Annotated in this window: 12 protein-coding genes; 4 read left to right on the top strand and 8 right to left on the bottom strand. The window is 56.7% G+C overall.

The features are described 5' to 3' along the window. Positions 1-74: 74 nt before the first annotated feature. From uvrC to ACRBB0_RS23550, 5 genes are all read right to left on the bottom strand, one after another. On the bottom strand, positions 75-1,916 hold the full coding sequence (gene uvrC, locus ACRBB0_RS23570) for an excinuclease ABC subunit UvrC (RefSeq protein WP_431376966.1): 1,842 nt from the start codon (positions 1,914-1,916) through the stop codon (positions 75-77). A 326-nt stretch (positions 1,917-2,242) separates the two neighbouring features. Continuing rightward, positions 2,243-3,019: an SDR family oxidoreductase gene (locus ACRBB0_RS23565; protein ID WP_431376925.1), complete on the bottom strand. Its 777-nt coding sequence runs from the start codon at positions 3,017-3,019 to the stop codon at positions 2,243-2,245. A 10-nt stretch (positions 3,020-3,029) separates the two neighbouring features. Continuing rightward, complete coding sequence (locus tag ACRBB0_RS23560) at positions 3,030-3,977, bottom strand: calcium/sodium antiporter (protein ID WP_431376924.1); 948 nt, start codon at positions 3,975-3,977, stop codon at positions 3,030-3,032. 170 nt (positions 3,978-4,147) lie between these two features. After that, complete coding sequence (locus ACRBB0_RS23555; RefSeq protein ID WP_431376923.1) at positions 4,148-4,942, bottom strand: S49 family peptidase; 795 nt, start codon at positions 4,940-4,942, stop codon at positions 4,148-4,150. A gap of 188 nt (positions 4,943-5,130) precedes the next feature. After that, positions 5,131-7,320 (bottom strand): primosomal protein N', encoded by a 2,190-nt coding sequence (locus ACRBB0_RS23550; protein WP_431376922.1) that lies wholly within the window; start codon positions 7,318-7,320, stop codon positions 5,131-5,133. Positions 7,321-7,461: 141 nt separating this feature from the next. Here ACRBB0_RS23550 and fsa point away from each other — a divergent pair, with 141 nt between their 5' ends. Both fsa and ACRBB0_RS23540 read left to right on the top strand, forming a co-directional pair. After that, the gene (gene fsa / locus ACRBB0_RS23545) at positions 7,462-8,115 is read left to right on the top strand and encodes a fructose-6-phosphate aldolase (protein WP_431376921.1); all 654 of its coding nucleotides are present in this window, start codon (positions 7,462-7,464) and stop codon (positions 8,113-8,115) included. Between the two features lie 79 nt (positions 8,116-8,194). Next, positions 8,195-8,623, top strand: coding sequence for a hypothetical protein (locus ACRBB0_RS23540; protein ID WP_431376920.1), 429 nt, complete (start codon positions 8,195-8,197; stop codon positions 8,621-8,623). Positions 8,624-8,641: 18 nt separating this feature from the next. Here the strand turns inward: ACRBB0_RS23540 and ACRBB0_RS23535 are convergent, their stop codons facing one another. Together ACRBB0_RS23535 and parA are read right to left on the bottom strand one after the other, a co-directional pair. Continuing rightward, entirely contained in the window at positions 8,642-9,484 is an 843-nt protein-coding gene (locus ACRBB0_RS23535; protein ID WP_431376919.1) for a DUF6206 family protein, read from the bottom strand. Positions 9,485-9,508: 24 nt separating this feature from the next. Beyond that, positions 9,509-10,150 carry a ParA family partition ATPase gene (gene parA, locus ACRBB0_RS23530; RefSeq protein WP_431376918.1) on the bottom strand — a complete coding sequence of 214 codons (642 nt, stop codon included), beginning with the start codon at positions 10,148-10,150 and terminating at the stop codon, positions 9,509-9,511. A 132-nt stretch (positions 10,151-10,282) separates the two neighbouring features. Here parA and ACRBB0_RS23525 point away from each other — a divergent pair, with 132 nt between their 5' ends. After that, entirely contained in the window at positions 10,283-10,960 is a 678-nt protein-coding gene (locus tag ACRBB0_RS23525) for a hypothetical protein (protein ID WP_431376917.1), read from the top strand. Between the two features lie 36 nt (positions 10,961-10,996). Continuing rightward, positions 10,997-11,497 (top strand): HugZ family protein, encoded by a 501-nt coding sequence (locus ACRBB0_RS23520; RefSeq protein ID WP_431376916.1) that lies wholly within the window; start codon positions 10,997-10,999, stop codon positions 11,495-11,497. 57 nt (positions 11,498-11,554) lie between these two features. Here the strand turns inward: ACRBB0_RS23520 and ACRBB0_RS23515 are convergent, their stop codons facing one another. Further along, positions 11,555-13,852, bottom strand: a complete 2,298-nt coding sequence (locus tag ACRBB0_RS23515; RefSeq protein WP_431376915.1) for a glycosyl hydrolase family 28-related protein — start codon at positions 13,850-13,852, stop codon at positions 11,555-11,557. Between the last annotated feature and the right edge of the window lie 6 nt (positions 13,853-13,858).

The raw sequence follows: 13,858 nt of genomic DNA, 5'->3' as shown, positions 1-13,858 counted from the left end.
TTGGGACGAGGACAAGGCCAAAAGGCCGCAGGACGAGACATCACGCGTGCCGCAGGCACCCCATGTACCAGCGCCTACCCCTTTTCATGGAAATAGTCGTAGATCTTTTCCGCAAGCGCTTCGCTCACCCCATCCACGGCCTTCAAATCCGCGAGATTCGCCCGCGTCACCGCCTTTGCTGATCCAAAATGCGCCAGCAACGCACGTTTGCGCGCGGCCCCTACGCCAGGCACATCATCCAACGGGTTGGCCATCTGGGATTTTGCTCGTTTCGCTCGGTGTGTCCCGATGGCAAACCGGTGAGCTTCATCACGCATCCGTTGAACGAAATATAGGATCGGGTCATTGTGGCGGAGCGCAAACGGGCGGGTGCCAACCCGGTGAAACTCCTCTTTGCCGTGATCGCGATCCACCCCCTTGGCGACCCCCACCATCGGCACATCCTCGACACTGAACGCGCGCTGAATCTCAGCCACCGCAGACACCTGTCCGGCCCCGCCATCAATCAGCAACAAATCCGGCCAAAGCCCTTTGCTGCGGTCCGGGTCTTCCTTCAAAAGCCTTGTAAATCGTCGGGTCAACACTTCTTTCATCATGCCAAAGTCATCCCCCGGCACCAGATCCTCGCCTTTGATATTAAACTTGCGGTACTGGTTTTTCATAAACCCATCGGGCCCCGCAACAATCATGCCCCCCACGGCATTGGTGCCCTGAATATGGCTGTTATCGTACACCTCGATCCGCTGTGGCGGGCCATCCAGCCCAAAGGCCTCGGCCAGGCCCCGCAACAGTTTCGCCTGCGTCGCGGTTTCCGACATTTTTCGCGCCAAGCTTTCGCGGGCATTTCGCGCCGCCCCATCGACAAGTTCGGCCTTCTCGCCGCGCATTGGCACCGCAATTTCCACTTTGCGCCCAAGCTTGTCACTCAGCGCCTGCTGCATCAGATCATCATTCTCGATGCCGTGGTTCAAAAGGATCAACCGCGCCGGTTCCTTTTGATCGTAAAACTGGCCCATAAATGCTTCGAGAACCTCCGCCGCATCGACGTCTTCGCCCACCCGTGGGTAATAATCCTTGTTGCCCCAGTTCTGATTGGCCCGGATGAAAAACACCTGCACACAGGCCTGCCCGTTCTCCAGATGCAGGGCAATCACATCGGCCTCGGGCACCGTTCGCGGATTGATCCCCTGCGCCGTTTGCACCTGTGTCAGGGCCTTGATCCGGTCACGCAATGCGGCTGCGCGTTCGAACTCCATGGCATCCGAGGCCTCTTGCATCTGCGTCGCCAGCGTTTCCTGAATCTGGGTCGACTTGCCTTGCAAAAAGCGCGCTGCGTCTTGCACATTGTCCCCATATTCCTTGGCAGAAATCTTGCCGACGCATGGCGCCGTGCAACGTTTGATCTGATATTGCAAACAGGGTCGGGTGCGTGTGGCATACATCGCATCCGTACAGTTGCGCAGCTGAAACCCGCGTTGTAACTGAGCAAGCGTCCGGTTCACCGCCCCCGCACTGGCAAACGGCCCAAAATACTGGCCGGCATCCTTTTTGGCACCGCGATGCTTTTTGATCATGGGAAACTCATGATCCGTCACGACAATATTGGGAAAGCTTTTGTCGTCACGCAGCAACACGTTATATTTTGGCTTGAGCTGCTTGATCAGGTTTTGTTCAAGCAACAGCGCTTCGGTTTCGGTCCGAGTGGTCAGGAACATCATCGATTTGGTGGCCGCGATCATGCGCTCGATGCGATGTGAATGCCCCGTTGGCCGCGCGTAGCTCGACACCCGCGCCCGCAGGTTCCGCGCCTTGCCCACATATAAAACCCGAGACTGCTCATCCAACATGCGATACACCCCAGGCGAGCTATCGAGTGTCTTTAGATAGTCATGGATAATCTCATGTCCGAGCTGCATGTTTTTCCCGTTTTTGTCCAAGGCATGGCCGTAGGTATCAAAGGTGAATGATTCCACCTATTGGCTGCAATGCAAAGCGCTTTGATTCAAGCTGTATTACATCCACCGTTTCTGTGGATAACTCTGTAGGCAAAATCTGTGTATGCGGAAATTTCCCTTGTTTTTTGGGTTATTTTAGCGTGTGCCTATTTTTTAATCACTTTGATAAGGCTTTGATAACACTTGATTAAATTCTTTACGCCCGTCAAGTCATTGACTACATTAAGAAAATTGTAACGCTTTCGTAACGCCTGTGTGACCAGTGCAAAACTTGCATTCCAGCCATGTCATTCAACACCCAAAATGTCCGGCGTCTGCCAGCCCAGATGCTGTCCGCCATCGGCGCATATCAGCTGCCCAGTTACACCGGGTGCGTCCAAGAAATAGCCCAAAGTCGCTGTGATATCAGACGGGTTAGAGCCACGGCCAAGCACCGTATTTGCCCGCTGCTGCGCGAATTGCTCGGCGTTTTGTCGTGCGCCCTGCAACGTCGGTCCCGGCCCGATTGCATTCACTCTGACACGCGGGGCTAGCGCTTGGGCCGACGTCTGAGTCAACGCCCACAGCCCCATTTTTGCAAGCGTGTAGCTCATGAATTCGGGGGTCAGTTTGCGAACCCTTTGGTCCAGCATGTTAACCACGAGCCCCTGAGCGATTGGCTCCCCCCTATCATCCAGAACCGGTTCTGGAATTTGTTGCTCAAACATTTGCGTCAATACAAACGGAGCGCGCAGATTGCTCTCCATATGCCGATCCCAACTGCTGCGATCTGCCGTGCGGATGTTGTCATACTCAAAGACCGACGCGTTGTTGATCAAAACGCTGAGTGGGCCGTCCAAGGCGGCACTGGCGCGCGTGACAAGGTCTCGCATCTGCGACTCTTGGAGCAAATCCGCCTGCAATGCCTCCGCCTTCACCCCAAGCGCGCGAATTTCTGCAACGGTGTCATGCGCCTCGGCTTTGGACCCGGCATAATGGACCACAACGCTATAGCCGCGCTGCGCCAAATACAGGGCCATGGCGCGTCCCAATCGCCGGCCCGCCCCCGTCACCAAAGCACGCATGCCTGTCTCCTCAGGTCAGTACAATCTGAATGTAGACAATGTAGCCAAGGGTCAGTGCAATCCCCCATTTGCGGCCGATGTCGTGTTTGAACACCACAAAAGGCACCAACAAAAGCGACGCAGCCAGCATGACCCACAGGTCAAATTCAACGAAATTGCGCGCAACCGGCATGGGTTCAATGATCGACGCCACACCGACAACCGCCAGAAGGTTGAACATATTCGAGCCAATGACATTGCCTATCGCCACATCAGCCTGTTTGCGAATGGCCGCCATCACAGTGGTCGCCAATTCGGGCAAAGACGTGCCCAACGCCACCAGCGTCAGACCAATCACCGTGTCAGGAACACCAAACATCTCAGCGATTTCGGTTGCGCTATCCACCAAAAGATCGGCCCCCAGCGGCAGACCAATCAGGCCCAGCGCCAAAAACAGGCAAATCTTCCACCACCGCATCTCGGGGTCGGCGCCTTCAGGCTCTTCCAGGTCCTCATCGCAGATACCATCGCGGCGATGTTTCAACGCATCGCGAATGGCATCCCCTAGGACAAGCGTCAAAACGGTCAGCAAAACCAACCCGGCGATCCAGTCAAATATCCCGCGAAACGCCAGGGCAATAAACAGAACCGTCGACGCCATCATCAAGAAAAAGCTTTTGCGCGTGTCGCATTGGCTGGTGTGCATCACCGCAAACAACGCAGGCACACCAAGGACCAGCAACACATTCGCCGTGTTGGAACCAACAACATTGCCAAGCGCAATGCCCGGCACCCCTTCGAGCGCCGCCTGGACGGAAATCAAAAGCTCAGGCGCAGAGGTGCCAAAGGCGACAATCGTCAAGCTGACGATCAGCGCCGGAATACCAATACGCAGGCTCAGGTTCACCGCACCTTTGACCAAAGCGTCGCCAGCCAACAAGAGGATCAGCAACCCCAGAACCGCAAAGACAAAGACCATCTCAGCCCTTTCCCTTGCCGCAGTCACACGGACCACGGCCAATCTTAAAGCGCCCACAGCGGGGGCATTTTGCCGACTTCAGCCGGGCTTGGCCGGGAAATCGCAGGCGACCAAACATGGCTAACACAGCGATAAACACCAAAAAGATTGAAACAATCTTGACCAGCACGTCAGAGCCCAAACCGCGCAAACAGCGCTCGTTCCTCAACCTCGGTTATCGCACCCTGCATCGCTTGGATGCCAAGACGCGGCAAGAGCGGCTTTTTCTGTTCCAACCTGCGGAACTGCACCTTATCGCCAAAGCGGTCTTTCATTGTGGGCACCAGATGTCCGACCCCATCTGCCAGACCTTCGTCCACCGCAGATTGGCCGATCCAGACCTCCCCGGTGAATAAATCAGGATTGTCGGTCAGTTTCTCACCCCGGCGATCGCGCACCTGAGCGATGAATTGCTCGTGCAACTGGCCAAGCAACCGGTTCAGACGCTCCACATCTTCTTCATTCTCAGGTTTAAACGGGTCCAGCATGCTTTTGGACTTGCCCGCCGTATGCACACGCCGCTCAATCCCTTGCCGTTGCAGGAAAACATGCGCGCCAAAGCCCGCTGAAATCACCCCGATCGAGCCTAGAATAGAACAGCTGTCCGCGATAATCTCATCGGCTGCCGAGGCAAGCCAATAGCCGCCCGACGCCGCGACGTCTTCGACAAAGGCATAAACCGGAACCTCATGTTCATCCGCCAACCGGCGAATGCGCGCCCCGATCAGCGCGCTTTGCACCGGTGAGCCACCAGGCGAATTGATCTCAAGCGCCACCGCGTCGGGTTTGCCTTTGAACGCTTTTTCCAAAAGGTTTGCCACGGAACGGTCGCTCAGGCTTCCACGGCCTGATGCGCCAATTGCCCCCTGAAGGCGCACGACTGCAACCTTCGGGTGATTTTTCAGAAATGGGATCCAACGTCTCATGCCGCTGATGTAGAGCCGCTTGATGCGACAAACAAGGCACCCTATCCATTTGTCCGCCCTTTGTGGCCTTCGCGCCCAAATAGCCCCGAGCTCTGACCGGGTTTGGGGGCTTGCCCCCAAGGCCTGCGTGGCCTGAACGCAAAATATAGGGGGCGGACCGGCCTCCGCACCTGCTGTGAAACGTTGCGTCAGAAAAAGCTTTGCGGGTCGATGTCAATCGACATGCGTAAATCACCTTTGAGCTGCACTTGCCCCGCCCATTCCGCCAAGGCGCGTTGCAGCATCACGTCTTTTGGCGCTTTGATCAACAAGCGCACGCGGTGACGGCCTCGAACCCGTGCGATTGGCGCCGGGGCCGGGCCATAAATCGTCGCCCCAACCCGTCGCAGTGGGGCATCATGACGGGCCAGATGATTGCCCAAATCAAACACCTTCGCCGCATCCTCTCCCGAAAGGATCACCCCAGCCAGCCGACCAAAGGGCGGCATTGTTGCGCTTCGGCGCTCATCCAGCTCAGCCTTCCAAAACGCTTCCTCGTCCCCGGCCAAAATCGCGCGGATCACTGGATGCTCTGGCTGAAAAGTCTGCAACAAGGCTTGTCCCGGTTTTTCAGACCGCCCAGCGCGCCCTGCAACCTGTCGCATCAATTGAAACGTCCGCTCTGCGGCACGCAAGTCTGAGCCTTGCAGGCCCAGATCGGCATCAATCACCCCGACCAAGGTCAGTAAGGGAAAATTGTGCCCCTTGGCGACCAATTGGGTGCCTATGATAATATCCGCTGCCCCTGCGGCAATCGCCTCGATCTGCCCCTTTAGCTCGCGTGCTGTGCCATATAAATCCGAGGACAAAACCGCGATACGCGCGTCGGGAAACAGCTCCTGAGCTTCCTCGGCCAACCGCTCCACACCCGGCCCCACGGGTGCCAGCCGATCTTCGGCACCGCAGGATGGGCAGGTCTCGGGCATCGGTTTGCTTTCACCACATTGATGACACACCAAACGTTTCAGAAACCGGTGTTCAACCATGCGGGCATCACAATCATCACAGCCGATCTGCTGCCCACAGGCCCGGCACAGCGTCACCGGCGCATACCCCCGCCGATTGATAAACAAAAGCGACTGCTCCTGCCGCTGCATGCGCGCGGTGACCGCATGTTTGAGACTTGGTGAAATCCAGCGGTTCGACGGCAAATCCTCGCGGCGCATGTCAATCGCGCGCATTTCAGGCAGGACAGCCGGACCATAGCGAGACGCCAATATCACCCGCTGATATTTCCCGGCTTCTGCGTTGTTCCAGCTTTCAAGCGATGGTGTCGCTGAAGCCAAAACAACCTGCGCCCCTAGAATTGACGCACGCAGCACTGCCATATCGCGGGCATTGTACAAAACCCCATCGTCTTGCTTGTAGGAGGTGTCGTGTTCCTCATCGACCACCACAAGCCCAAGCCTCTGAAACGGCAAAAATAATGCCGATCGCGCGCCCACAACCACCTGGGCCTGCCCTTGCGCAATCATCCGCCAGACCCGGCGGCGTTCGGTCATCGTCACCCCGGAGTGCCATTCCGCCGGTTTCGCCCCAAAGCGCGCTTCGATCCGGGTCAGAAACTCGGCCGTCAGGGCAATCTCGGGAAGCAAGACCAAGGCCTGCCGCCCCTGCCGCAAGGCCTCGGCCACGGCCTCAAGATACACTTCGGTTTTGCCCGACCCGGTCACCCCTTTCAGAAGCACCGTGTTATAGGCATGTGAGGCTTGCCCCTTTTGTAAAACCTGCGCTGCGGCCTGTTGATCTTCGGTCAGCGCTTTGCCGCCGTGATCCGGGTCCAGCATTGCAAAGGCCGTGTCGCGCGGGGTTTGCTCTTCGCGCACCGCTCCGCTTTTCACCAGACCTTTGACAACCGATGTTGTCACCCCCGCCGCCTCGGCCAACTCCTTGAGTGTCAGCGACAAGCCGCCCACCTCGCGGCATGTGTCCAACACCCGACGCCGCGCATCGGTCATGCGCGGAGGCTCTCCCTCGCCCAATCGGTAAATCTTTTGCATCGACGGAGGATCACCAAGGCCCGGCGCGCGGGTTGCAAGCCGCAGCATCGCGTTCATGGGGGTCAGGGTATAGGCCCCGGCCCGCTCCAAAAATGCCCGCATCTCCTCGCGCATTGGGGCGACATCCAAAACGCGTATCACCTGCCGAATCTTGGAATAGTCAAAATCACCGCGTCCGGGGCCCCAAACCACGCCAATCACCTTGCGCGGCCCTAGCGGCACTTCGACAAACGCCCCCTGATGGCAACCGCCTTCGGGCGCACGGTAGTCCAGCAACCGATCAAGCGGTTGCGTCGTTTGCACCGCCACCAGCGCGTTTTCTTCAAAGAACCCCTGCATTTCGCCCCTCAAAATGGCCCTCGGATGGTCTTTAGGCCGTTAGCGCAACCATAAACCTGACAATGAGGCTTCCTCAGTCGCGCTTCCTGAGGTAAGACACCCGCGATCAATTGCCAAGCTTCGCCTGGAGGGCCAACCGCAATGAAATTCTTTGTAGACACCGCCGAAGTCGACGCCATCGCCGAGCTGAATGCTTTGGGCATGGTGGACGGCGTCACCACCAACCCGTCGCTGATTGCCAAATCCGGCCGTGACATTCTTGAAGTGACCAAAGAGATCTGCGGCATGGTCGAAGGCCCGGTCTCTGCCGAAGTTGTTGCGCTTGACGCCGACGCCATGATCGCAGAAGGCCGCAAACTGGCCGATATCGCCGAAAACATTGCTGTCAAAGTTCCGCTGACATGGGACGGTCTAAAGGCCTGTAAAGTGCTGAGCGACGAAGGCAAAATGGTCAACGTCACGCTGTGCTTCTCGGCCAATCAGGCGCTTTTGGCGGCCAAAGCGGGCGCGACGTTCATCTCGCCTTTCATCGGTCGTTTGGATGACATCAACATCGACGGTCTGGAACTGATCGAAGACATCCGCACCATTTATGACAACTACGGTTTCGACACCCAGATCCTGGCCGCGTCGATCCGCACCGCCAACCACATGAGCGAATGCGCCAAAATCGGTGCTGATGTTGCCACAGCACCACCCGCCGTGATCAAAGCGATGGCCAACCATGTTCTGACCGACAAAGGTCTGGCGGGCTTCCTTGCCGACATCGAAAAGGCCGGCATCAAGATTGTCTAATCGCGCAAAAAGCGGGAAGAAATCCCCGCTTTATCGCAAGATTAACACCCGGACCCACGGGGTACACCATGGGTCCGGCATGCGCGCCTCTTTTGAGCGCGGCACAAAATCCGGTAGCCAAACGTCAATGCATTCAGGGCAACGTCACGGGCTAGATTATACCCCATTGTTTCGATTTCTGCTGTCTCGCGTCGGACAGGACTGGGACCCTGTCTTTTCCGAAGCGGTGTCGCGCCTTGATCGACCCGAGCCGATTTTCTGGCTCGTGGCCGAACAGGACAACGACCGACGCGATGTCGTTCGGTTAGGCGAAAGCAGCTATTACAGCGGTCTGTATGTCGATGCAGGCGGCATTCTGAACATCGTTGATCCGACGATCACTTCTGAACGCATTCAGCCCCAATGCCCCTGCTGTACCCACAGTTTTAATGGCAAGGTTGTGCCTCGGAAATTTATCGAACACGGTTTGCCATTGGTGGTTTCGCCTGCGGATAAACCGTTAGGCTAAAACGGAAAACCAAATGGCTTAGACGTTTGGCTCGCCCTGAAGCCCGAGCAATTTGCGAAAGCCGGTCCAATAACCGGGCAAACGTGGCGGTTCTTGCAGGCCCGTCATCGCCTCTTCCAGCCAAGGTTGCATCCGACGTTGCGCGAAATCGCGGCCCCATGTCAGATAGGCACCGGCATCGGCTGGGCGCAGACGACAGGCCGAGCCAACCAAACCCACCAAGGTTTCTGGCGGCGAATACCATTCATCCTGAATACCGGTGACTTTGTTTTGGAACAACGGACCAACCAGACGCATCAGCCGCTTGTCGGAAAAGGTCAAAAGCATCTTGCCCATCTCATCGCGCGAATAATGGATCAACGGCGGGAAGGTATCAAAGAACACGGCCTTTCCATCCACATAGGCAAAATTGCGGATCGAAGGGTGAAAGCCGATGCGGCTCTCGCAGGTCTGTGCCCAATGCCAAAAGGTCGAGATCACATCGCCAGCGGCTTCCATCATCTCCAAGGTTTCATCCACTGAACCAGAGATCATCAATGGGCGCATCATGCTATCAGACGGCAACGCCTGCTGGACAATCACCGGAATACGGGCGCCATCCATATCCAGCAGGTGGAAATCTGTCTCTGGCAGGCCGACACCAGAATCGTACATCGCTTGGACGTAATCGTCATGGCAGGTTTTCAAACGATCCAATTCGCCGCCATCGGACAGCCCGCGATAAACCTTGATGACCTTGTCGGAAAACGCCCCAGAGGCGGGTCGAAACGGTGCACAAAAATAGCCCAGCTTGGAAACCGGCTGGCCCCGAGTGCTGGAATCAGCGCGGATTAGCTCTGCGAGCTGGGCAAGATCGGTCATGTCGGCTCTCCTTTGAGAGACCCTTTAGCGCGTTGCCAGCAGCTGCGCCACCTCTGCCGTCAGGCTCAGCACTTCGTCGCGTGCCGGAGACTTGCCAGTCTCGGTCGCGCCAAGCCCCTGCCCCATCGTTTCCGCAAAACTGACCCGATTGGCCAGCTCGGTCTCAGCGATACGCGCCCCAAGCTCTTGCGCGGCTTTGCCCACCTCGGCCCCAAGGCGTGTGCCTGATCGCGTGCGGTTCATCACCAACAGGGTTTCGCGGTTTTCGCGATTGGCGAGGTCAAGCACCCCTTCGGTGGCCCACAGATCGACGTGACTGGCCGCCACCGGCACCACAACCAAATCCGCGACGCGCAGGGCTGGTCGCAGATCGCTGTCAGCTTTGGGCGGCGTGTCGATGATGACAATATCGTTGGCGGCCCCCAATTTGCGACATTCCAGCGAAATGCCCCAGGCTGACGAAGTGGTGAAGTCGAGATCGGAGCACAGCTCTTGGTCCCGGTCCATCCGGGTCATGTACCAACGGCCCAAACTTCCTTGCGGGTCCAAGTCCACCAAAGCGACCCGTTTGCCCTGCGCCCGAAAGCCCAATGCCAGATGCGCCGCGAGGGTGGTTTTGCCACTGCCGCCCTTTTGTTGGGCAATGGTTATGACATATCCAGGCATGAAACGGACCCCCACGGTGTTTAAAACACTTTGCACTTGCAGCATTACAAAAACCAGCCCCTTTGGCTGAGGCGTTTAATCGCGCCTTAACCATTAGGAAGGCAATAATTAACCAAAATTAGGAAAGGTTTCATGCTCCTCCGCTATTTTGCCATTGTTGCTTTTTGTATGTGCGCATCCCTTGTGCAGGCAGGCGCGTGGCCGCGTGAACAAGGCAGCGGCTTTTTCAGCATGTCCGTCCGCCTAGGCTGGCCCCAAGATCTGGAACACTGGGCGTCAACAGATCCAACTGATCAATACCGCACCGCCTACTTCGAATATGGGTTAACCGACAGAATTACCTTGGGTTTTGACATTGGCAATTCTGTCTCGGGCGCTGGCAAGGCCATCGCTTTTGTCCAATTTCCGATTAGAAACCGCGACACCGGCCCCAAGGCGTCGCTCCAGTTTGGGCTAGGTCAAATCTCAGGCGAAAAAGTCGTCAGGCCCGGTCTGTCATTGGGCTGGGGCCTGAAAAAAGGCTGGATTGGCATCGATAGCTTCATGGAAATGAGCGTTGATTCGTTAGAGGCCGATTACAAGGTCGATATCACCTGGGGGCGCAACCTTGCCAAAGACCGCAAGCTGATCTTGCAATTGCAAACCGGTGTGCAACAGGGCGATCCGGCCTTTGCCCGCATTGCCCCCTCTTTGGTTTTTCCGATCCTCAAGCGCTTTAACAAACGTGTCAAAGTGGAAACGGGGGCAACATACGGCCTGACCGGGGATACCTCGATGGGGTTAAAGCTCGGGTTTTGGACGGAATTCTGATGACGGACCTTGGCGAAGCGGAGTACTGTCAGCACCATGACAAGCCCAATTCGCCCAACCGACGACCAAGCCCGTGACCTCGCGCGCGACTTGATCAAAACTGCCCGTTTTGGGGCGCTGGCCGTTATCGGCCAAGACGGGATGCCAATGGTCACGCGCATCGCCACCGTGCCGGGTCTTGATGGCATGCCGTTGTCCTTGGTCTCAGACCTGAGCACGCACACCCAAGCCCTCAAGCACAACCCGACCTGCGCCTTGATGCTAGGCGAACCCGGAGACAAGGGTGATCCTCTGACCCACCCCCGCCTAAGCCTGCAAGGGCGAGCAGGGTTTATCAGACATGGCCAAGCCGAACACAGCGCCCTCAGCGACCACTATCTGTCGCTCTATCCAAAAGCAAAATTGTATATCGGGTTTGGCGATTTCTCGTTCCTGCGCCTGAACGTTGTGCGTGGATTTCTAAATGGCGGGTTTGGAAAAGCCTTTGAGCTGACAGCAAACGACTTGGCACCAAACGCCCCACCACGCGGCACATAACCACAAAAAGGCCGAGCCCCCGCAAGGGCCCGACCGCACCAACAAGTATGCCAGCGCTTATTTGTCCATACGGATGTTCACAGTCACATCACCCTGCATGGGTTCGGGCCAAACGACATGGATCCGATCCTTTTGACCGCCCTGTTCCACATTCGCATATGGGAAGTGGTTCCGGGTGACATTCGCCTCGTTGCGGGGGCGCGACCGGCTGACCAAGCTCTCAACTTCCTTAGCGTAGCCTTCAAACGGCAAACGATTGTCCGTTTCGATCTCCCACACGCCTTCTGCGGTGTTTTGCGAGTGTTTGATCAACAAGGGATTCGCGGCACCGGACACAATGTTGTGGTAGGTATTGCCGGTGAAATAGATCGCCTTCATGCTGCCCTTGAGAACGGCCCCTTCCGAGGTATCAATCCGCTCAGCACGGAAAATCGTGCCACCCACACAGCGGAACGTATTGCCACTAACGTTCAAGCCATTGATAATATGGCCTGTTCCGAAGGGCTTCCAGACAATCGAGCTAAACCATTGGCTGACCTCTGAACATAACATCACGTTGTTGGTGATCGACAGACCCGCAAAGCCAAACCCGCCAGTATGGTTGGGCTCTGGTTCCCGTTCATTGGTCCATTCGATAAAGCAGTTATCAATATAGTTGCCGCTGATTTGCGCATTACACGCCCGCACGGCAATGACGATCCCCGCGGTGCGCAGCGCATTGATGCCTGCCCCCCCGCCTTGGAAAAAGTGGTTGCCAGTGATGATCGTATGCGTGCCGCTGATCACCGCAAAATGACGGAACTGAGACGCCCGGCAGTTGCGAATTTTCACGTCATTGGCGTTGGCATTGATCGCTACGGTGTGACGATCCTGCGGAACTTCACCCCCTTCATAGCTGATGAACTGGCAGTGATCGATCAAGATACCCTGACAGCCATCGCCAATCGACGTGATCCCACGGTTGCCCGGACGGTTGAACACACAGTTACGAACAACGTTGACAGTGCCAAGTCGTGGCAAAATCATACCAGAGGCGGCTTCCCCACACTGGAACTCAATCCCTTCCAGTTCAAAAACATTCAGGCGGTCGAAACCGGTAAAGTCCAACATGTATTTGAAACGTGTGAAGGTGTAATTCTGCGTGCCCTCAGCGCGCGAAAGCGGCTGGGATAGCGTGATTTCCTGCGCCGCAACATTGACTTGCTTGACATAGATTTCACGACCAACACCGTCATTGGCCTCCACAAGCGATCCAACCTGAATGTTGGCAATGTTGGTGACATTGGTCAAACGCCAGGGGTTGTTGGCGGCATAACGCGCCTGACTGGTCACCACTGTTGGGTTCCAGTTTGACGAACTTTCGGCGCGCAACTGACCATTTCGGATCACCCGGCGCTGCGCATAGGTCGTGCGGTTGGGAACTGCCGCCTGCACATCAATCGGCCCATAGACCGACACCCGGCGCCCGCCCAAATCAAGGCTTTCATGATCGGCGTTGTTCAGAAGTGATTGCAGCGCCTTCTTGAACGCGGTCTCTTCATCGCCGCCAAAGGCATCAATATAGGTCGGAAGACTGAAATCCTTGGTCAATGACAGGATCGCATCATCCGGCATCGTCACCGTGCCTTCAAATTGAACGCGGTTGTCCAATGTTATCGAACTGTTCAGACGGTATGTCCCGTTTGACACCAGAATGCGACGACCATCGGCCGCATCATCAGCCGCCACAAAGGCCGCGCTGTCATTGGTAACCCCGTCGCCCACCGCGCCAAAATCTCGCACGTCGACCCAATTCATGAGATCGCGCAAGAAAAAGTTGGTGACGTCTTCGATGACAATGTCATCAACCCGAACAACACCACCATTTTGACCGGTCAAATCAATGCCAAAGTGGCCGTAAACAGCCTCCGTGCCCCAGACCATATCGACACCGCTACGCGACCCAACGCCAACAATCGCACTGATCTCAACGACATCACCATATGTCGACAAGGCAACGCTTTCGCCGAATGTTGTGATGCCCGATACGGCATTGCCGCTGGCGTTACCGGCCCAGCCGGCAATGCGAACACTTGGCAAGGAGCCCGCAATCGCTTTGACCCGTGCTGTTACACGCAAATAGCAGCCCGCCAAAATCGGTGTCTGCCCCATGTAACGCAGTTTTTGCGTGCCCGCGGTTTTCTGGATTTCGAGGCAGCCGCCAAAATCCTGATCCGCCGGAACAAAGGCCGCGGTGGCCAAGCTGGCATAGGTGTCCGATCCCGGAACCCCGTTGGCTTGAGACCATTGCCCCAGATTGCCCGCAGAAAACGCAGGTGGCATAAAGACCACGCCGTCGGTAATCGCCTTGTTCATGCTGTA

The sequence above is a fragment of the Pelagimonas sp. genome (genome assembly GCF_050633425.1).
In the GTDB taxonomy this organism is placed as follows: Bacteria; Pseudomonadota; Alphaproteobacteria; order Rhodobacterales; family Rhodobacteraceae; genus Pelagimonas.
Note: the sequence above shows the minus strand (reverse complement) of the source record. Positions and strands in the feature narration are given on the sequence as shown.

Coding starts and splice junctions, on each gene's coding strand:
- uvrC (WP_431376966.1), bottom strand. CDS start 1,916: ATGCAGCTCGGACATGAGATTATCCATGACTATCTAAAGACACTCGAT.
- ACRBB0_RS23565 (WP_431376925.1), bottom strand. CDS start 3,019: ATGCGTGCTTTGGTGACGGGGGCGGGCCGGCGATTGGGACGCGCCATG.
- ACRBB0_RS23560 (WP_431376924.1), bottom strand. CDS start 3,977: ATGGTCTTTGTCTTTGCGGTTCTGGGGTTGCTGATCCTCTTGTTGGCT.
- ACRBB0_RS23555 (WP_431376923.1), bottom strand. CDS start 4,942: ATGAGACGTTGGATCCCATTTCTGAAAAATCACCCGAAGGTTGCAGTC.
- ACRBB0_RS23550 (WP_431376922.1), bottom strand. CDS start 7,320: ATGCAGGGGTTCTTTGAAGAAAACGCGCTGGTGGCGGTGCAAACGACG.
- fsa (WP_431376921.1), top strand. CDS start 7,462: ATGAAATTCTTTGTAGACACCGCCGAAGTCGACGCCATCGCCGAGCTG.
- ACRBB0_RS23540 (WP_431376920.1), top strand. CDS start 8,195: ATGCGCGCCTCTTTTGAGCGCGGCACAAAATCCGGTAGCCAAACGTCA.
- ACRBB0_RS23535 (WP_431376919.1), bottom strand. CDS start 9,484: ATGACCGATCTTGCCCAGCTCGCAGAGCTAATCCGCGCTGATTCCAGC.
- parA (WP_431376918.1), bottom strand. CDS start 10,150: ATGCCTGGATATGTCATAACCATTGCCCAACAAAAGGGCGGCAGTGGC.
- ACRBB0_RS23525 (WP_431376917.1), top strand. CDS start 10,283: ATGCTCCTCCGCTATTTTGCCATTGTTGCTTTTTGTATGTGCGCATCC.
- ACRBB0_RS23520 (WP_431376916.1), top strand. CDS start 10,997: ATGACAAGCCCAATTCGCCCAACCGACGACCAAGCCCGTGACCTCGCG.
- ACRBB0_RS23515 (WP_431376915.1), bottom strand. CDS start 13,852: ATGAACAAGGCGATTACCGACGGCGTGGTCTTTATGCCACCTGCGTTT.